The organism is Erwinia pyrifoliae DSM 12163, assembly GCF_000026985.1.
Classification (GTDB): Bacteria; Pseudomonadota; Gammaproteobacteria; order Enterobacterales; family Enterobacteriaceae; genus Erwinia; species Erwinia pyrifoliae.
Window position 1 is genome coordinate 2,507,801 of sequence record NC_017390.1, and the last position, 20,476, is coordinate 2,528,276.

15 protein-coding genes are annotated in these 20,476 nt (G+C 54.7%); 1 reads left to right on the top strand and 14 read right to left on the bottom strand.

Translation table 11 applies throughout. The annotated features are described in order from the left end of the window. Positions 1-78 precede the first annotated feature (78 nt). The 4 genes from mukB to cmoM are packed head-to-tail and all read right to left on the bottom strand — an operon-like array spanning position 79 to position 7,337. Positions 79-4,527, bottom strand: coding sequence for a chromosome partition protein MukB (gene mukB / locus EPYR_RS11350; protein ID WP_012668545.1), 4,449 nt, complete (start codon positions 4,525-4,527; stop codon positions 79-81). After that, the gene (gene mukE / locus EPYR_RS11355) at positions 4,528-5,253 is read right to left on the bottom strand and encodes a chromosome partition protein MukE (RefSeq protein WP_041474011.1); all 726 of its coding nucleotides are present in this window, start codon (positions 5,251-5,253) and stop codon (positions 4,528-4,530) included. Next, entirely contained in the window at positions 5,234-6,556 is a 1,323-nt protein-coding gene (mukF, locus tag EPYR_RS11360) for a chromosome partition protein MukF (protein ID WP_012668547.1), read from the bottom strand. Before mukF ends, mukE begins: the two co-directional genes overlap by 20 nt. After that, positions 6,549-7,337 (bottom strand): tRNA uridine 5-oxyacetic acid(34) methyltransferase CmoM, encoded by a 789-nt coding sequence (gene cmoM, locus EPYR_RS11365; RefSeq protein ID WP_012668548.1) that lies wholly within the window; start codon positions 7,335-7,337, stop codon positions 6,549-6,551. Before cmoM ends, mukF begins: the two co-directional genes overlap by 8 nt. A gap of 126 nt (positions 7,338-7,463) precedes the next feature. Here cmoM and elyC point away from each other — a divergent pair, with 126 nt between their 5' ends. Further along, positions 7,464-8,252, top strand: a complete 789-nt coding sequence (gene elyC, locus EPYR_RS11370; RefSeq protein WP_012668549.1) for an envelope biogenesis factor ElyC — start codon at positions 7,464-7,466, stop codon at positions 8,250-8,252. 80 nt (positions 8,253-8,332) lie between these two features. Here elyC and kdsB read toward each other — a convergent pair whose 3' ends face one another. The 10 genes from kdsB to serC form a co-directional block, all read right to left on the bottom strand. Further along, positions 8,333-9,079 (bottom strand): 3-deoxy-manno-octulosonate cytidylyltransferase, encoded by a 747-nt coding sequence (gene kdsB / locus EPYR_RS11375; protein WP_012668550.1) that lies wholly within the window; start codon positions 9,077-9,079, stop codon positions 8,333-8,335. After that, positions 9,076-9,258 carry a Trm112 family protein gene (locus EPYR_RS11380; protein ID WP_012668551.1) on the bottom strand — a complete coding sequence of 61 codons (183 nt, stop codon included), beginning with the start codon at positions 9,256-9,258 and terminating at the stop codon, positions 9,076-9,078. The genes kdsB and EPYR_RS11380 overlap by 4 nt, the downstream gene beginning before the upstream one ends. 254 nt (positions 9,259-9,512) lie before the next feature. Further along, positions 9,513-10,493, bottom strand: coding sequence for a tetraacyldisaccharide 4'-kinase (gene lpxK, locus EPYR_RS11385; RefSeq protein ID WP_012668552.1), 981 nt, complete (start codon positions 10,491-10,493; stop codon positions 9,513-9,515). Next, the gene (gene msbA, locus EPYR_RS11390; RefSeq protein ID WP_012668553.1) at positions 10,490-12,238 is read right to left on the bottom strand and encodes a lipid A ABC transporter ATP-binding protein/permease MsbA; all 1,749 of its coding nucleotides are present in this window, start codon (positions 12,236-12,238) and stop codon (positions 10,490-10,492) included. Before msbA ends, lpxK begins: the two co-directional genes overlap by 4 nt. Before the next feature lie 36 nt (positions 12,239-12,274). After that, positions 12,275-14,539, bottom strand: a complete 2,265-nt coding sequence (locus tag EPYR_RS11395) for a ComEC family protein (protein ID WP_012668554.1) — start codon at positions 14,537-14,539, stop codon at positions 12,275-12,277. A gap of 196 nt (positions 14,540-14,735) precedes the next feature. Further along, positions 14,736-15,023 (bottom strand): integration host factor subunit beta, encoded by a 288-nt coding sequence (gene ihfB / locus EPYR_RS11400; protein WP_012668555.1) that lies wholly within the window; start codon positions 15,021-15,023, stop codon positions 14,736-14,738. A gap of 81 nt (positions 15,024-15,104) precedes the next feature. Then, complete coding sequence (rpsA, locus tag EPYR_RS11405) at positions 15,105-16,778, bottom strand: 30S ribosomal protein S1 (protein WP_012668556.1); 1,674 nt, start codon at positions 16,776-16,778, stop codon at positions 15,105-15,107. Between the two features lie 153 nt (positions 16,779-16,931). Then, on the bottom strand, positions 16,932-17,615 hold the full coding sequence (gene cmk / locus EPYR_RS11410) for a (d)CMP kinase (protein ID WP_012668557.1): 684 nt from the start codon (positions 17,613-17,615) through the stop codon (positions 16,932-16,934). Positions 17,616-17,759: 144 nt separating this feature from the next. After that, positions 17,760-19,046: a 3-phosphoshikimate 1-carboxyvinyltransferase gene (gene aroA / locus EPYR_RS11415; RefSeq protein WP_012668558.1), complete on the bottom strand. Its 1,287-nt coding sequence runs from the start codon at positions 19,044-19,046 to the stop codon at positions 17,760-17,762. Positions 19,047-19,134: 88 nt separating this feature from the next. After that, complete coding sequence (gene serC / locus EPYR_RS11420; protein ID WP_012668559.1) at positions 19,135-20,220, bottom strand: 3-phosphoserine/phosphohydroxythreonine transaminase; 1,086 nt, start codon at positions 20,218-20,220, stop codon at positions 19,135-19,137. Between the last annotated feature and the right edge of the window lie 256 nt (positions 20,221-20,476).

Below are 20,476 nucleotides of genomic sequence, written 5' to 3' on the forward strand. Positions count from 1 at the left end.
CAAATGCCGTTATTCAGATTAATGCCACCCTGGCTAATTTACCACTCTGGAAGCACTATTTTTTACGCTTTTCCAACACTATATGCTGACTTCTTCACGGTCGGTAACAGCGGCAGGCTCAGCGGCAAAACCACGCAGGCCGACCACATGCACATGTTCAGTATTGTTGAACACTTTACGCACCAGTTTATAGGTGGTGCCTTTTTCGGGACTGATATTTTCCGGCGCGGCAATAATCAGCTGCATTTCCAGACGGTCGCAGAGTTCGAACAGCGTGGCGATGGATTTCGCATCCAGACGCGCCGCTTCATCAAGGAACAGCAAACGACACGGCGAGATATCCTTGCCGCGCAGCCGGCGCGACTCCTCTTCCCAGCTTTGCACCACCATCACCAGGATTGACATCCCGGTACCGATGGCTTCCCCGGTGGACAGCGCGCCGCTTTCCGCACGCAGCCAGCCGTCAGAACCACGGCTGACTTCCACTTCCATCTCCAGATAGTTACGGTAGTCGAGCAGCTCTTCGCCGATGGTCTGCGGCGTACGTTGCCCCATATCAATCTGTGGGTTCAGGCGTTGATAAAGCTTCGCCAGCGCCTCGGAGAAGGTCAGACGGTTGCTCTTGAACAGATCCTGATGCTGTTCGTGCTGTTCTGACAGCACGTCCAGCAGCGTGGAATGCGCTTCCCGCACGTTAACGTTCAGACGTACGCTCTTCACCTGACCAAAACTGACGGCCTGCAGGCCCTGGTTCAGCTGGCGGATGCGGTTCTGCTCACGCTGTATCGTTTTACGAATAATATTCGACACGCTGCGCGAGCTGATAGCCAGGGTCTGCTCACGGGCGGTCAGCTCTTCGGTCAGACGATTCAGCTCAATTTCCATTTGTTCAATCGCTTCAACCGGGTCATCGGTACGGATGATATCCTGACGGATGCGTTCGCGCAGATGCTGGTAAACGGCAATATAGAACTGAATTTTACGCTCTGGTCGTTTTGGATCTTCCGACAGGCGCAGCACATCTCGCAGATGTTCATTATCCGCCACCGCCAGACGCAACGCTCCCAATGCCTTATCGGACATTGAGCGCAGCTCGTCACCGCCCAGATAGGCCAGCTCACGACGGTGCAGGCGGCGCTCAACGCCGTTATCCTTCACCATGCGCAGCACCGCCACCCAACCGGCCTTAGCGCTGACAACCTGTTCACGCCCCTGCTGGTATTCGCGTTCAAGGCGGCGCAGTTTTTTCTGCAGCGCGTCCATTTCGGCCTCGCAGAACGTCAGCTGTTTTTCCAGCTGATTACGGCGCGCACGGTTATTACTCAATGCACTGTAAAGCTCATCACGGCGCAAACGCGAGCGCTGTTCGGCGCTGGCATCCGCCTGTACGCCAATATCCTGCATCTCCTGCTGTAGCTCTTTCAGCATATCGCGCTTGGCATCATATGAACTTTTTAGCGAGGCCAGTACCTGTGAATATTGCGTCAGCTGCAATTGATGCTGGCGCAGCTGTTCGCGGGCGCGGGCGCGTTCGCTTTCGGCCTGTTCCAGCCGCTGGCGCAGTTTTTCGTTCAGATCGCTGGTGCCGTTCAGCATGCCCGCCGAATCGGTGTAACCAAAGTGCGCCCGGCGCTGCACCACTTCCGTCAGGGCGAATGCCTGCTGGCGCGCATCACGCTGCTGCTGCTGCGCCTGCTGATAGTCCAGCGTTAACTGTTCATGCTGTTCCGGGTCGCTTTGCAGCACGGACAGGATGGGTTCCAGCCTGGCGAGCTGTTCTCCGTGCTGCTGTACAAAGCGAGCGGCTTCCTGCGCTTCAGCCAGTTTTTCCTGAATCTCTTCGTGACGATCCTGTAGCGTATCGTCCAGCAACAGGCTGATGCGGGGCAGCAGGCGGTTAAGCTGCGCTACGCCCTCTTTCGCCTGTTCAAACTGCTGACGCTGCTGCTGATTTTCGCTTTCGTGGTTGCTCAGCTCTCGCTCAACTTCATGACGGCGACCGTTGAGCAGACGTATTGCCGCTTCCGGGTCGGGTTCAAACGCCACGCCGATATGGCCACCGATAAAGCGGCTGAATGACTGGTGCAGCCGCTGGATTTTCTGCACGTCAAATGACAGGGTGGCGAAACGTTCAGCCAGCTTTTCACGCCCGGCACGCAGCACTTCCAGCTGATTTTCCCGCGCCGCACGGCCAAAGAGCGGCACTTTTGGAAAACGTGAATAGCGCCACTGGCGGTCACCCGCCTTGACGACCACCGCTTTTGCCAGCTCTTCAACATGGAATACGCTGTCATCAAACGATTGTGGGTCGCCTTCAATCAGGTAGAGATCTTCCGGGCAGTCATCCAGGCCAGCAAGCTGGTCGCGGATCAAAGACAGATCGGGCACCACGATGGCATGGCGCGCCGGGCCATACAGCGCCGAAAAGTATGGCGCGTCATCAATGGTGACATCGTCATAGATTTCCGATAGCAGCACGCCGCCAAAACGTTCCGCAAGGTGATTCAGACGCGCATCTTCTGAACCTCCGGGCTGGCTAAGGCGTTCGATCTGCTGTTCGCTCTCGCGCTTACGCGCGGCGATTTCGTCACGTTCTACCGTCGTTTCACGCTCCAGCTCCAGCAGCTGCTGCATAAACTCGGTGACCTGCTGGCTGTTTTCCAAAGCCTGCCCGGCCTGTTCACCCAGCTGGGAGAGGATCTCTTGCGCTGCCAGCCACTGCGGTGCCTGCTTCGTCAGCCGCGCAATACGTTCGCGCAGCTGTTCCAGCTCCTGACGCAACGCCATGCGCCGTTCACCGGCATCCGCCACGCTGTCATTGAGTAGTTCAATCTGCGCTTCAAGCCCGGCCTGCAAATTTTCCAGCTCGGCGGCGTCCACCTGTTGGCCGTAGCGCTTGCAGAAGTCGTTTAGCAGACGTTCAGCATCCTGTTGTTCACGCAGACGCTGCCCCAGCTCGCTGACCCGGCTGCGCAGCGGCTGTAGTTGTTCGGCATGGTAACGCTGATTGCTGGCATCGCGCAGCAAATCACGCCCCACCTGCCATGCGTCACTGCGGCTGACCGGGCCGGCAATACGGGTCACCAGCTGATATGCCTGCTCAAACTGGCTGTGCGCGGCCTGCGCCACGCTCATTTTCTGTTCCAGCATCAGGAGTTTATCGGTCGCTTCCTGCTCTTTTGCCTGGAAGGTTTCCTGCCACTCTTCGGCATTGTCAACGCTAAGATCGCGCAGCTGACAGATGTCCTGAGCGCGCTGTAACGCCTGTAACGCCTGCTGATATTGGATAGCGCGGGTTTGCTGCACGTCCAGCGCCTGCTGATAGTCGGCCAGCTGGCTTTTCAGCTCGTCGACTTCCAGCTCGGCGGCTTCACTGCGTGCTTCGTTTTCTTCCTGCACCTCACGCGCTTGTGCCACCACTTCATTCTGTTCTTCAAGGCGGAAAGTCAGCTCTTCGAGGTCGGTATCATAGCGGTCAATCTTCTCCTGCTGGCGCAGCGCGGTTTGCACCAGGTTCAGATGATCGCTGGCACCCTGGTAATCGGTTTCCAAATCGCTTTCGGCCGCAGTGTGTTCGGCGAGTTCACGCGCCATTTCGATATGACGATACTGCTCGCTGGCGCGCTGCTTGCGGCTGGTAAACAGCTCGTTACGCAGCAACAGCGCACCGTCGAGGTGGATGCGCCGCTCATTGGCGTGACGCATATAGTCAGCCGACACATAGTTAGTGGCTTCTGAGATCAGATGTTTAAACAGATCGCGGTCGGACTGGGTGACGCGGATCGCTTCCAGCGTCATGCGGTTTTCACGCAGCGCCGCTTCCATATCCTGGAACGCTTTACGCACGCCGCTGTTTTCCGGCAGAAGATAGTCACGCAGCGAGCGGGTGATCGCGCTGGAAATACCGCCGTACAGCGAGGCTTCTATCAGGCGATAGTATTTGCTGCGGTCGGCCGCAGTGCGCAGACGGCGCGCCACAATGCCAAGGTCGAACATCACCGAGTGGTAATCCGTAATGGAGTTGTACTGCTTAAACTGCACGCTCTCCATCGCTTCAAACTTCTCTTTTAACTCACTAAGCGGCAGCACGCGCGCCTGGCGTGCATTGACCGTTTCGGTCAGCATTTCCGTCGGATTGATTGCCGTTGGCAGGCCGTGAATGCTGAACGGTTTGATATCCACTTTGCGGTCACGGCCGGCAACCTGCTGCAAACGCACGCCAACAATTACGCGCTGATGCAGTGAGTTGACCACGTCCAGCGCAGCGTAACAGACGCCGGGACGCAGTTTACCGTGCAGGCCCTTGTCGCGCGAGCCGGAAGTGGCCCCCGCCTCGGTGGTGTTACGGAAATGTAACAACGTCAGATCGGGGATCAGCGCGGTGACAAAAGCCGCCATGGTGGTTGACTTCCCTGCGCCGTTGCCGCCTGACAGTGTTGTCACCAGCTCGTCGAGGTCAAAAGTACGGGCGAAGAAACCATTCCAGTTAATCAGCGTCAGTGAGCGAAATTTACCACGTTCAATCATTTACTCTTCCTCCGCACTGTCCGGCGCGCTGTTTTCCGCTTCATTTTCATCCTCATCGCCATCATTACTCTGCGTCAGGCCACCATCAAGCTGCATCGCTTCACCATCACGGATCATCCGCAGCTGCGCTTCACGCGCGTCGTCTCCGCTGCGCACGTCGGCACCAAAGCGGAACACCGACTCGGTAATACGGAATTTGCTGCTGTCGTTCCCCATAAACCACACCATACCGAGGCGACGCAGGCGGTTTAATGACGCACGCATCTTCTCCTGCAGCTTCTGGCGGTCGAGGTCAGAACCGGTGGAGCGCTGGTTAACCAGCTTCAACAATTTACCCTCATCCGCCAGCGTCATCAGCTCATCGTGCAGCTCCTGCTGGCTGAAGATCCCTTCATTGGCCAGACGTTCAGGACTGAGATAGAGATAGCAAAGAATTTTGCCCACCATCATGTCCAGCTCGGAAAGCACCGAACGCGGGATAAGCGTGGTCGAGCGCGGGCGCAGGTAGAAAAAACCTTCCGGCGCACGGACAAGCTCCACGTTGTAACGCGCATAGAATTCCTCCAGGAACTCCTGGTAATCCATCAGAAAAGCGTGATTATCCAGCTCTTCAATACCGATATGACGCCCCGCACGCAGCTGGCTATCCAGAGCCGGGAAAATCGGGCTGGCCAGCGCCTGTGCCAGTTTGACCGGCATCACTTGTTCAATATTTGTCGATGACATGTGCCTGCACCTTGGCTCCGTAATCATTAATAGCCTGCCATTGAGCAGTCAGGCCGGAGAAATCTGCTTCGGCCACACCTAAGCGTACGGCCTGATCGACGACAATGCGCGCCACGTCAAAATGACGAACGCGCGGATATTGTGTCAGGTAATCACGCATCACCGCACCGAGATCCAGCGGTTTTTGCTGCGCTTTATAAACAGCCAGCGCTTCTTCGATCATCGCCGCCAGCCGTTCGCGAATTTCATTAAACTCTTCATATTCAAGCTCGGAGGGCAGTTCGCCGGTGACCTCTTCATTGCGCAGTACCAGATCCTCATCACGCATATCGTACAGGCGATCGGCGTTGGCGTGGGTCAGCGCCCACGGCATGTCGAAGTAGTTTTGCACCGACAGGCGCAGACGCTGGGCGAACACGCGGTTCTTATCCATATCGATGGCGGTACGGATAAATTTATGTACGTGACGGTCGTAACCTATCCACAGGTCAATCGCCTGCTGGCCCCAGCTGATGATGCGGTCAAGCTTGTTTTGCAGGTCAAAAACCAGCTTGTCGACAAAGCCAAGATCCGGGCTGCTCATGGTCGCATCCTGGATGCGCAGCAGGTTGGCCTGCAGTTTGTCACCTGCAGCTTCCAGCGTATCCTGTAGCTCACGCAGCGTGCCGGAGGTTTCGTTCAGCAGGAGTTCGCAGCTGGAAATAGCGGCGCGCCAGTCTTTATTCAGCAACTGTGCGATATCGTCTTTTACCGCCTGCTGCTGCTCATCCATTATGCGCTGGGTAATATCGATGCTGTCGAAGATTTCCGCCACCGAGTATTTGAGCGGAGCGAACACGTTGCGATGCCAGTGGAACTCGTCGCCGTCTTCCTCGGCGGCATCTGCTGCACGTTTAAGCTCGCTGGCAACGATTGACAGCTGCATCGACAGACGCAGGGTGGAAAACTCACGCTGGCGTATGTAGTAGTCGGTGATGCCGATGCCAAGCGGGGTGAGTCGGTAAATGGCATGGCCTTCGGAATGCTCGCTGGTAAAGCGGTTGATCAGGCGCTGGCGCACCATGTCATTGATGGCATTGTTGGCACGGACCAATACCGTTTCGCTGGTTTGCTCAAAGCCTTCGCTGACGTGGCGAAAAGCATCAATCAGTTCGCCTTCACTCATTTCCCCATCCATGCGCTCCCCGTTCAGGGTGGCGATCGCCAGCAAAAAAGCCAGACGCTCGGTTGGCAACGAGACGGAAAAATCATTTTTTCTCGCCCAGGCCACCAGCTCGGGGACCGTCTGGGAAAAATCACTCATAGTTCGTCTGCCTTATGGGTTTCCGCGCGGTAACGTGGATGTAACGCCCTAAACTTAAAAATGGCTCCTGGCGGCAATACTGTTTCTCCAGGGCCAGTACCTCATCAAACCGGTCACTCTGTTTGCTTTTGTCACGCAGATAATCGTGGAAAACCCGAATGCCGGTTTTATTTTCAATCACGAACCCGCACGCTACCAGCCAGGCGTAAACCTGCTGCGGATCGCGTGGATAGTCGGGAGACAGGGTTTTCTTTTTACGTTTATTCAATCCGGCCTGCAAATAGCCAAAGTTGCCCAACACCATGGTTTGCATCAGCAGGCCATTGAGGTTGTAAAACATCAGCGACAATACGCCGCCGGGCTTCAGCGCCTGATACAACGCGGCCAAAGCCTGCTGCGGTTCCGCTATCCATTCCAGCACCGCATGAAACAATACCAGATCCACCGGTTTATCCAAATCGCGGGCAACCTGCTGAGCGCTCATCTGCCGGAACTGCATATTAGCACTCACGCCTTGCTGTTGCGCCAGACGCTGAGCGCGCGTCAACATTTCCTGTGAAACATCACATAACAGCACCTGATGGCCACGGGCGGCAATACCGCACCCGGTCTGCCCCTCTCCGCCGCCGGCATCCAAAACCGACAATTGCCCGGCTGGGAAGGTGTTTAGCAGCTCGTCCAAATCCTGCCAGAGGATCGCCTGACGGATGCGACCTTTGGTGGTGCCGTAAATATTCTGCGAGAATTTTTCTGCGATATCATCAAAGTTGCGATCCTGCATGCTAACAGCTCCGGCGTTCAGGCGTGATTCAACGGGGTATTTTGGCATACACTGGCAAATAAGGAACCTTTCAGTCGATGCTTAACGGCTGGGTGGTGTTTTTTCGGACAAAAAGAGGCCATTTGCATGCTGTTTACCGTGAAAAAAATCATTGGTGGCCTGCTGCTTCCGCTACCGATGCTGCTGTTGATTATGGCGCTTGGCCTTTTTCTACTCTGGTTTAGCCACTGGCAGAAAAGTGCTAAAACGCTGATTTCCGTTGCCTGGTTGACTTTGCTACTGCTAAGCCTGCAACCGGTTGCCGACCGGCTGCTGGTACCGCTGGAAAATCAATACCCGACCTGGCACCATCAGCATCCGCTGGATTACATCGTGGTGCTCGGCGGCGGCTATACCTGGAACCCGCAATGGGCGCCCAGCTCCAATATGTTGAACAACAGCCTGCCGCGTCTGGCCGAAGGTATCCGCATCTGGCGGGCAAACCCACAGGCAAAACTGATTTTTACCGGAAGTAAAGCGCAGCATAATCCGATGAGTTCTGCCGCGCTCACAGCCAGCGTGGCCCAATCTCTGGGCGTTCCCGCCACGGCCATTATCATCCTTGACAAACCGCGCGATACCGAGCAGGAAGCGCATGAAGTGGCAAAAATCGTCCATAACCAACCCTTTGCGCTGGTGACCTCGGCGAATCATCTGCCACGGGCAATACGCTTTTTCCAGTACGAAGGGTTACAGCCCTGGCCAGCTCCTGCCAATCAGTTAGCTATCTCTTCCCCACTCAACTTCTGGGAGCGAGTGCTCCCCTCTTCATTCTGGCTGGGTCACAGCGAGCGCGTAGTTTACGAGAATATTGGGCGACTATGGCAGCGGCTGAAACAGCCCGAAAGCCCTTCAGCCGAGCCACGGCAGCAGTGAGCGGGCGGCAAGCATAAAACGTGGGTGGTTGCTTGTAATTTGAGATCGTCGTCGGCCACTGACGCGGGTGCGCAACCGGTTTACTGCATGGCTGTGCGAACGCGTGACAGATCTTCTGCCGTATCCACCCCTGCGCTGGGAACCGCTTGTGCCACATCAACGTGAATTTTTTCGCCATACCACAGTACGCGTAACTGTTCCAGCAGCTCGATCTGCTCCAGCGGGCTGGCTTGCCAACGCACGTAGCGGCGGATAAAACCGGCGCGGTAGCCGTAGATACCAATATGGCGCAGGAACTGGTCGCCAATATTGTCATGTGATACGGCAAAGCGCTCGCGATCCCAGGGGATGGTGGCGCGGGAAAAGTACAGCGCGTTACCATGGGCATCGCGCACCACTTTCACCGCATTGGGGTTAAACGCTTCTTCCACAGAGTCTACATGCACCGCCAGCGTTGCCATTCCTACGCTGCGCTGCGCGAGGTTTTCTGCAACCTGACGGATAATCACCGGCGGGATCATCGGCTCATCGCCCTGAACGTTAACGATCACCTTGTCGTCCGGGAATTGATAGCGATCGATCACTTCTGCCAGACGCTCAGTTCCGGAGTGATGATCGACACGGGTCATACAGACTTCGCCACCGGCTGCCTCCACCGCACGCGCCACATCAGCATGATCCGTCGCCACAATCACTCGCTCGGCCCCCGATTCCTGCGCACGTTGCATAACGTGCACCACCATCGGCTTACCGTGAATATCCACCAGCGGTTTTCCCGGCAGGCGGGTAGAAGCGAAACGGGCAGGAATGATGGCAACAAAACTCATGGGTGGCTCTCTTCCAGCGTCAGCGCACGCGCTTCCACTTCCAGTAACACGGGAATACCATCCCGCACCGGGTAAGCCAGACCGTCTGGTTTACAGACAAGTTCCTGCTGTTCTTTGTTGTAGTCCAGCTTGCCGTGACAGACCGGACAAGCGACGATTTCAAGTAGACGATGATCCATGATTCCTCCGTAAGGGACCCGTTTATGTAACCCGGTTTTTAATCGCGTCAGAATAGCATAGCTGCCGCACCGGGAGTTACTCAGTTCCCTGGAAAATTGGCAGCAGGTCATTCAGTTCCCCATACGGGTCAGCAACAGACTTCTGGCGGTGCTGGCAGGCAACGTTGCTGCTGCAGGAGGCAGACGTGGCGTAAGGCGATCGCTGGCCGGAACCGACCAGCAATCGCGTCAGATAATGATGAAGAGGACGGATATTAGCGCGCTGTCAACGCGGCTATCGTGTTCAGAAGCGCTTCAGCTTTTGCATCAGGCAGCGAAGCGTCTACCGGCAGATACCACCAGTTAGGCGCGGCAAAAGCACGCGCTTTTACAGCATCTTTTTCCGTCATCAGCAGCGTTTGCCCGCTGGCAGCAATCGCATGCAGGTTATCGGCGTTATAGTGTTGATGGTCGGCAAACGCCACCTGCTTCAGCGGCGTCACGCCCTGCTGACGCAGAGTGTGGAAAAAGCGTGGCGGGTGGCCGATACCGGCCATTGCCACGACGTTATGCAGCTCAGCCGCAGACCGCCGCTCGCCGGATTTCAGGTTCACTGCCAGACCCGGCTGTAGCTGCATGGCCATTTCACCAGGCAGCGCTGTACCGCCATTGGTGACGATGGCCGTCACGCTACGCAGACGGCCAGCACGTTCACGCATTGGCCCGGCAGGAAGCCACCAGCCATTACCAAAACGTCGTTCGCCGTCAATCACCACGATCTCAATATCGCGTGCCAGCGCGTAGTGTTGCAGCCCATCGTCGCTGATAATGATATCAACTGCCGCACTGCGCAGCACCGCTTCAGCCGCCTGACGCCGCCGGGGCGCAACGGCTACCATTGCGCCCGTGCGCTGATAAATCAGTACCGGTTCATCACCGGCTTCATCGGTGGTGGTGTGCTCCCCCAGCACCAGCGGATAATGCTCTGCCTTGCCTCCGTAGCCACGCGAAACCACGCCAACGCGTAATCCACGCTGCTGCAGAGCCTGCACCAGCCAGATAACTACCGGGGTTTTGCCATTGCCTCCGGCAGTGAGATTGCCCACCACCACCACCGGAACCGGAGCGCGCCACGCCTTACGCCAGCCCCAACGATAGCTGAGGTGCAGCAGGTTGCTTATCAGGCCGTACAGCAGGCTGAAGGGAATAAGCAGCAGATAAAGCGCACAGCGCCCGCTCCAGATACGCTCAATCATTGGCCAAATTGCATCTTATGAAGCTGCGCATAAGCACCGCGTTCAGCCAGAAGCTTTTCATGAGTACCGCGTTCCACGATTTGACCATCTTCTACCACAACAATTTCATCTGCTTTCTCAATGGTGGAAAGGCGGTGAGCAATTACCAGCGAGGTACGATTCTTCTGCAGTTCGTCCAGCGCCGACTGAATGGCACGTTCAGATTCGGTGTCCAGCGCGGAAGTGGCTTCATCGAGAATTAAAATCGGGCAGTCACGCAGCAACGCGCGCGCGATAGCAATGCGCTGGCGTTGGCCACCGGAGAGCAGCACGCCATTTTCACCGATCACCGTATCAAGGCCCTCGTCCATCTTGCTGATAAAGTCCATGGCATGAGCCATCGTCGCGGCCTTTTCAATATCTTCCCGGCTGTATTGCTCATGTCGAGCATAGGCGATGTTATTCGCAACGGTATCGTTAAACAGGTGCACATTTTGCGATACTAACGCCACCTGATTACGCAGTGAGGCCAGCGTGTACTCACGCAGATCGTGCCCGTCCATCAGGATGCTGCCGTGCTGAATATCGTAAAAGCGCGTCAACAGGCTGGCCATTGTTGACTTACCGGATCCCGAACGCCCGACCAGCGCCACTGTTTTTCCGCTCGGGATTGCCAGATTGATCTTTTTCAGCGCGGGCAAATCGCGCCCGGGGTAGCTGAAGGTCACGTCGCGGAACTCGATATCGCCCTTCGCACGCTCAATGCTGCGTTTACCGCTATCGACTTCCTGCTCGCTATCGAGAATTGAGAACAGCGTCTGGCAGGCAGCCATACCGCGCTGGAACTGGGCATTGACGTTAGTTAATGATTTCAACGGGCGCATCAAAGCGATCATCGATGAGAACACCACGGTAATAGTACCGGCTGTCAGCGTCGACATTACGCTCGGATAACTGGCAGCAAACAGCACAAAAGCCAGCGCCAGTGAAGCGATTAGCTGGATAATTGGGTCGGAGATTGAAGATGCAGAAACCAGCTTCATTCCCTGCTGACGCATGCGGTTGCTGACTCGGTTGAAGCGTTCGCTCTCAATACTCTGGCCGCCGAAGATCAGCACTTCTTTGTGCCCTTTCAGCATCTGCTCGGCGCTGGTCGTCACCTGCCCCATCGTGTTCTGCATATTCTTACTGATATTACGGAAACGCCTGGACACGGTGCGAATGGCGAAAGACACCACCGGTGCCAGCACGATCAAAATCAGCGACAGCTGCCAGCTGTAGTAAAACATCATGATAAACAGGCCGATGATTGAAGCCCCTTCGCGTACCACGGTCACTAACGCGCTGGAAGAAGAGGAGGCGACCTGCTCAGAGTCATACGTAATACGTGACAGCAATGTCCCGGTGGACTGCTGGTCAAAGAAGGAAACGGGCATGCCCATCATATGGCTGAATAAGCTGCGGCGCATTTTCATCACTACATTGCCAGAAACCCAGGAGATACAGTAGCTGGAAGCGTAACTGGTTACGCCACGCACCAGCATCAGGCCAATAACGGCAAGTGGCATCCACAACAGCACCGAGTTATCCGCTTTACCAAAACCATCATCAAGTAAAGGCTTCAGCAATGACAGCATAAGTGTATCGCCTGCCGCATTGAGGATCAGCGCGACTGCGGCCACAATCAATCCCGTCTTATATGGCACAATCATTGGCCATAGACGACGGAATGTCTGCCAGGTGGAGAGATCTTTATCCAGATGCATTGTTTAACCAGCTTTAGTTGAAAATAGCCGCTTATTCTAGCCGGAATCCCTGGGTACGCCAAACCACTGATGATACCAACGGTTCATTATTTGTTCTCTTAGCCCAATAAGTTGCCATCGATGTGCAAAAAAATGTGCGCTTAACTGGCCTGAAAGCGCTGTATCCCGCCACTCGATGCCATTTTCGCCGTAGCGACGAATAATCTGTTTGGCAGGCAAACGCCAGGCGCTGTAACGCGCAGCAGAAGCCACGGCTGCACTTGGCGAGACGGCGCGCAGAAAAGGAGGAGTGGAAGAGGTTCGGCTGCCGTGATGGGGTACCTGAAGCAGGTCTGCATGCAGTCCTGACCGCTGCTCTGCGGTCAATTTTAGTTCCGCCGCCGCTTCAATATCTCCCGTTAGTAATACCCGCCATTTGCTATCGCTGACCATCACCACACAGGATTGGTTATTCCCTTCTCCATTCTCTTTCTGCGGCGGCCAGAGCACGCGAAAATCTAACCCCTGCCAGCGCCATTTATCCCCCTTTCGGCAGGAAAGATGGCCGGGCCGGGCCAGCGCACTGCGCACGCTGGCTTGGGGAAATACGGCCTTGACGCTGGCCAGCCCACCGATATGGTCAAGATGAGCATGACTGATAATAATATCAGTGACGCGGATCCCCTGCCAGGCAAGCCAGGGAAGGATCTGGCTTTGGGCAGCATCGCCGCCAGGCCAGCGATGACCGGTATCATAGAGTGTGGCTTCTCCCTGACGGGAAATCACCACCGCCAGCCCGTGCCCCACATCCAGCATATCTACCCGCCATTCCGCAGCGGGAAACAGCGAACGCCAGCTACATATCAAAAGAGCCGTGCTCGCGATGCTGGCCATTGAAGTGCGCCACCAGCCGAAGCGCAGGCATATTAATGCCAGCCAGCACAGCAGACTGGCAGCGCTAAGCGCATGGTCCAGCGGAAACCAGCCACGCGGCAAACTCTGTAACGGCATAAACACCAGTGCCAGTGACCGATCAACGCATTGCCATAACAGAGGAGAAATCCACGGCAGCGCATTGCACATTAATGCCAAGAGGATCAGCGGTACGGTCACCAGAGAAATCAGCGGCACCGCCCACAGGTTAGCGACCAAAGCGCTCAGGCTGATCCCATGAAACAACACTGCCTGTAGAGGCATCATAAGTAATAACATCCCGGCCTGAAGATGCAGTAAACGTAGCAGGAACCAGCGCCAGCGCTGACAGAAACGCGCGGGTAGCGGAAAACTATGATACCAAAGCAGCAGACCTGCTACCGCAAGGGCTGACAGCCACAGGCTGTCTGACAGCAGGCTGAGCGGGTCAAAGAACAGTATCAGGGCAATGCACAGGATCCATACCTGCCAGGCCTGGCAGGAGATACCACGCAGCCGCAAAATACTCCATGCCAGCAAGGCCAGCATGGCACGCAGAGCCGGCGCATTTCCGCCTGAAAGCCAGCAGTAGATCAAAGCCACCAACAGGCTGCAAAACAGCGGTAATCGATAGCCTATATATCTTACGGGGAGAGCAAACTGTATGCCGCGCATCAGCAGCCAGCCCAGGCTGGCGGCAAGGGCAATATGCATCCCTGAAATTGCCATCAGGTGCGCTGTACCGGTTTCACGCAGCAACCGGTTAATTTCGCGGCTGACCTGCGCCCGCTCGCCAAAAGCCAGCGCGGAGATCAATCCTTGCCACGGCAGATTCGCATAGTTTTTTTGCGCAGAGTCAATCAGGCGGTCACGCCAGCTACACTCTGCCGCAACGATCTCTGCGCTTTTCACTTTGCCGGTTAGCGGCGTGTGGGTAGCCAGGGCAAAACGTTGACGATCGAATCCACCTTCATTGAGCTGCGCATGCACCGGCCTGAGCATCAGCTGCATCCGCCAGCGCTGACCGGAGCAAAAAGCGATATCTTGTGGCGGTAACGTTATGCTGGCGTAAACGGGAGGGAAAAGCACCCTGCCCCGATAGTTTGTTATACGTATTTTTAGTCGTTTGCCGTCCGGCTGTACGTTTTCAATCTGCACCCCGGCTTCAATCGGTGCCCGGGTCAACTCCTCAATCTGTAGCAGTGCAGACTGCCCGGCTGATACTGCCCAAACAAACACAACCAGTATCAGCGCCGGAAATTTTGTCAGCCGCCACGGGCATAGCGCCAGACCAGCAGCGAGCAGCAGAATGAAGATCGATACACCATATCCCGGCAGATGGGGTAGAAAATTCAGCGGCAGCGTTGCAACAATCACGCTCCATACTATGTGGTTAATCGTCAGCGACATGCTCCCCCCTGTTCAAGACCGGCTAAGTGTGCCTTGACTTCGCGGGGCATGCAGCCAGAGAACAACAGATGTGGATAGCAACGCGCAAACAGTTTGCACTGTTGCAGCAAGTTGCAAGAATGATGCGGCAGGGAGTCGTTTCGGCCACGGCNAAAAAAAACGACACCGAAGTGTCGTTTTAGCAATTTATCGCTTATCAGCCGCCGTAAATATTGGCGCGATCGCGCAGCTCTTTTCCAGGCTTGAAGTGCGGAACGTATTTACCTTCCAACTCCACTTTGTCACCCGTTTTTGGGTTACGACCGGTACGAGGTGCTCGATAGTGCAAAGAGAAGCTGCCAAATCCCCGGACTTCGATGCGTTCACCCTCTGACAACGTTGTTGCCATGTGCTCCAGCATCTCTTTTACCGCATCCTCAACGACTTTCGCCTGAATATGAGATTGCTGGCCTGCAAGCCTTTCAATCAGTTCTGACTTGGTCATAAAACCTCCGGTTAATCCCTGACAGGAATAGTTATGACAGTTAACGACGATAGCAGGGCAGCTGAAGCTGCCCTTAAACGATTACTCGCCTTTAGCTGCTTTGAACGCTTCAGCCATAGCGCTAGAGAAGTTGCCTTCTTCCTGTTTGGTGTTAACAGTGTTGATGGCTTCTTTCTCGTCGGCCTGGTCTTTTGCACGAACAGACAGGCTGACAACGCGGTTTTTACGGTCAACGCCGGTGAATTTAGCTTCAACATCGTCGCCAACATTCAGAACCAGAGTTGCGTCTTCTACGCGATCCAGCGATGCTTCAGAAGCACGCAGGTAGCCTTCAACGCCGTCAGCTAATTCAACTGTAGCACCTTTAGCGTCAACTGCAGTCACTTTACCGTTAACAATTGCACCTTTCTTGTTCAGAGAGATGTAGTTGTTGAACGGATCTTCTGCCAGCTGCTTAACGCCCAGAGAGATACGCTCGCGCTCTGCGTCAACCTGCAGAACCACAGCTGCGATTTCGTCGCCTTTCTTATATTCACGAACCGCTTCTTCTCCGGTAGCGTTCCAGGAGATGTCAGACAGGTGAACCAGGCCGTCGATGCCGCCGTCCAGGCCGATGAAGATACCGAAGTCAGTGATTGACTTGATTTTACCTTCAACGCGGTCGCCCTTGTTGTGGGTTTCTGCAAACTGCTGCCATGGGTTAGATTTGCACTGCTTCAGACCCAGGGAGATACGACGACGCTCTTCATCGATGTCCAGAACCATCACTTCAACAACATCACCCACGTTAACAACTTTGGATGGGTGGATGTTTTTGTTGGTCCAGTCCATTTCTGAAACGTGCACCAGGCCTTCAACGCCTTCTTCGATTTCAACGAAGCAGCCGTAGTCGGTCAGGTTGGTCACACGGCCAGTCAGCTTGGTGCCTTCAGGGTAACGTTTAGCGATAGCAACCCATGGATCTTCACCCAGCTGCTTCAGACCCAGGGACACACGAGTACGCTCGCGGTCAAACTTCAGCACTTTAACCGTGATTTCGTCGCCAACATTGACGATTTCGCTTGGATGCTTAACGCGCTTCCAGGCCATATCGGTAATGTGCAGCAGGCCGTCAACGCCGCCCAGATCAACGAATGCACCGTAGTCAGTCAGGTTCTTAACGATACCTTTAACTTCCATGCCTTCCTGCAGGTTTTCCAGCAGCTGATCGCGCTCTGCGCTGTTTTCAGATTCGATTACCGCACGACGTGAAACTACAACGTTGTTACGTTTCTGATCCAGCTTGATGACTTTGAACTCAAGCTCTTTGCCTTCCAGGTGCAGCGTATCGCGCACTGGACGCACGTCTACCAGTGAACCTGGCAGGAATGCACGGATGCCGTTCAGCTCAACTGTGAAGCCGCCTTTAACCTTGCCGTTGATAACACCGGTAACAGTTTCAGCGTCTTCGTAAGCTTTCTCCAGCGTGATCCAAGCTTCGTGACGTTTAGCTTTCTCACGGGACAGCAGGGTTTCACCGAAGCCGTCTTCTACTGCATCAAGGGCAACGTCAACTTCGTCGCCAACCTGAATTTCCAGTTCGCCGGCTGCGTTCTTGAACTGCTCTGCAGGAATTGCAGACTCAGATTTCAGACCCGCATCAACCAGAACAACGTCTTTGTCGATAGAGACAACAACGCCACGAACGATGGAACCCGGGCGGGTTTCGATTGTTTTTAAGGATTCTTCAAATAGTTGAGCAAAAGATTCAGTCATATTGATAATCTTCAGGATTCTTCAATTTAACGTCCACCTGACATCCTGACGGGTGGGGTTGTTTCACATGCCCCATGAAGTCCATATCACAGGGTTATTTAAATCATTCCGCGAGTTGAGGCTTACGATAATAGCAACAAGCATAGCTTAAAATTACGCCAGTGCGAGTTTCTCTCGCGCATATTTAAGCGCAATTTTAATCACCTGATCAATCGACATGGTAGTCGAATCAAGTACTAAGGCGTCAGCTGCAGGCACCAGCGGTGCGATTGCACGATTGCGATCGCGCTCATCTCGCCCTTTTATCTCAGATAAAAGGCGCTCAAAGTTAACACTAAAGCCTTTTTCCTGCAACTGCAGCATACGGCGGCTGGCACGCTCTTCGGAGCTGGCATCAAGGAATATTTTTACCGGTGCATCGGTAAATACCACGGTCCCCATATCGCGACCGTCGGCGATCAGCCCCGGTAGCTCACGAAAAGCGCGCTGGCGGCGCAACAGCGCTTCGCGTACCCGGGGAAAGGCGGCCACTTTGGAAGCCGTATTACTGACATCCTGGCTACGGATCTCAGTAGAAACATCTTCCCCTTCAAGAATGACTTCTATCTCACCGTTATGAGAAACAAAACGCACGTCAAGATGAGCGGCAATCGGGACCAGAGCCTCTTCGGAGCTGATATCCACCTGGTGGTGCAGCGCAGCCAGAGCCAGCACGCGATAAATTGCGCCGGAATCCAACAGGTGCCACTGCAGTGCATCGGCCATTGCTTTACACAATGTCCCTTTCCCTGCACCACTTGGGCCATCAATAGTGATCACGGGGGCTATTGCCGTCATGTCGTTCTCCTTTCGGTGGGATGCCCAGGCAGCAGGCGCCCTGGGAAATATCGACGCGCATTATACCTTGCATAACCCAAGCTGCAACCGCTGCGACCGCGCGTTAGCATTAAGCGCCAAGCCAGCTCACGGCAGCGCCGTGACCTATGCCAGCTGGCTGATGCGGGCTAACTGTTCAAAATAATCAGGGAAGGTTTTGGCGGTACACTTTGGATCAAGGATGGTCACCGGGGTCGATGAAAGTGCCACCAGCGAGAAACACATGGCCATACGGTGATCGTTATAGGTACCAATTTGCGCGCAGGCAATTTTTGCTGGTGGGGTAATCCGAATGTAATCATGCCCTTCTTCAACTTCCGCGCCAACTTTGCGTAGCTCTGTCGCCATCGCCGCCAGACGATCGGTCTCTTTCACACGCCAGTTGTAAATATTACGCATTACCGTGGTACCTTGCGCAAACAGCGCGGTGGTGGCAATAGTCATGGCAGCATCGGGGATGTGATTCATATCCAAATCAATCGCTCTCAGTTCGCCACGCGTGCAGGCTATATAATCATCACCCCATTCCACGCTGGCCCCCATTTTTTCCAGCACGTCGGCAAAACGAATATCGCCCTGCATGCTGTTACGACCAATCCCTGTCACCCTGACCGTACCGCCTCTGATTGCTGCGGCTGCCAGGAAATATGACGCTGAAGAAGCATCACCTTCTACCAGATACTCACTCGTTGCCTGATACTGCTGCTGCCCGCGAATGCGGAAGGTATGGTAATCGTTATTATCCACCACCACGCCGAAGGTAGCCATTAGCTTCAGCGTAATATCGATATAAGGTTTAGAAACCAGATCGCCTTTGATAATAATCTGGCTATCATTTTGCGCCAGCGGCGCCGCCATCAGTAACGCGGTCAAAAACTGGCTGGAAACGCTACCGTCCACCGTGACTTCTCCGCCGTTAAACCCCCCCTTGATACGCAGCGGTGGGTAATCATCCTGCTCAAGATACTCGACGTCAGCACCGCCCTGGCGCAAAGCGTCTACCAGATGGCCTATCGGGCGCTCTTTCATGCGCGGCTCACCGGTCAGAATAATGTCGTTACTGCCAATACAGAGTGCTGCGGCCAACGGGCGCATCACCGTACCTGCATTGCCAAGAAAAAGTTCAAGCGCCCCCTCGGCCTGAAGTGCGCCCCCCTGACCGGTTATTTCACAGCGGGTACGGCCTGCGGACAGCGTGTGCTGCACGCCGAGCGCCTGCAATGCATCCAGCATATGGCGTACATCGTCGCTGTCGAGCAGATTAGTCAGGCGGGTGGTGCCCTTTGCCAACGCAGCCAGCAATAAAGCTCGGTTCGACACGCTCTTAGAACCTGGAAGGTTAACGGTGCCGTCTACAAGGGCGATAGGTTGTAACGTCAGGGAATCCTGCATGTGAAACGTATTCTCCAAAATAATTGCAATGAAACCCCGCCCTAATGCGAGGTTTCATATTTAACCATACAGCGACTTTCGGCGTACCTTAGCCGCGACGACGCTCGAAGTCGACCATAAAGTCAGTCAACGTTTTCACCCCGGACAACGGCATAGCATTGTAGATTGAAGCACGCATTCCACCGACCACCCGATGACCTTTTAGGGCGTGTAATCCGGCAGCCAAAGACTCTTCAAGGAAAAGTTTATCCAGCGCGGCATCCGCCAGCTGGAATGGCACATTCATGCGCGAACGGTTGGCGGCAGATACATCGTTGCGGTAGAGATCGCTGTTATCGATAGTGCCATATAGCAGGTCTGCTTTAGCCTGATTGCGTTTATCCAGCTCGCTAACGCCCCCCTGCTCTTTCAGCCATTTAAACACCAAGCCAGACAGATACCAGGCAAATGTCGGCGGGGTGTTAAACATTGAATCGCTTTCAGCTAACACTTTATAGTCAAGGATGGAAGGTAACTCTTTGCGCGCCTGGCCCAGCAGATCTTCACGCACCACGACCAGCGTTAAGCCAGCCGGGCCGATATTTTTTTGTGCACCGGCGTACAGCACGCCATATCGGCTCACATCGACAGGCGTCGACATAATGGTTGAAGAGAGATCGGCAACGACAACCTTGTCGCCAAAATCAGGGGTTTCATGGATAGCGATACCATCAATGGTTTCGTTCGGGCAGAAATGGACGTATGCAGCATCGTCTGACAGCGCCCAACTCTTCATCGGCGTAATTGCACGCAGGCCATTTAGCGTGGTTTTTGCATCAATGACGTTAGGTGTACAAAATTTTTGCGCCTCTTTTATTGCGCTGGTCGCCCAGTAACCGCCATCAACGTAATCCGCTTTGCTGTTCTGACCCAGCAGGTTTTGCGGCACCGCTGCGAACTGCCCACGCGCCCCGCCGTGGCAGAATAAAACTTTGTAGTTGGAGGGGATTTTAAGCAGATCGCGAAAATCTTGTTCTGCCTCTTCAGCGACCTGAATAAATTCCTTACTGCGGTGGCTGATCTCCATCACCGAGATTCCTAAACCCTGCCAGTTGCACAGTTCCTGCTCAGCACGACGAAGCACTTCTGCCGGCAGCATTGCCGGGCCGGAGCTAAAGTTATAGATCTGACTCATTTACCCTCACCATTATTAAGAAAAATCGGTTGTGTTCTTTTATCGGTTTTATCATTACAACCCTGCTGCCGCAATAGGTTATGCGCTGAATCATTGCGCTTTACGAGGCATGCTGCAAGAACCTATAGGGCAAATGCAACAATAAACGATATTTTGTGAGGTGCTTTCCTGATGTCAAACAGCCTTCTTCCCTTTTCACCAAAATATGACACTCTTCCCGCCATGAAATTAACTTCGTCGGATAGCGATTACAGCG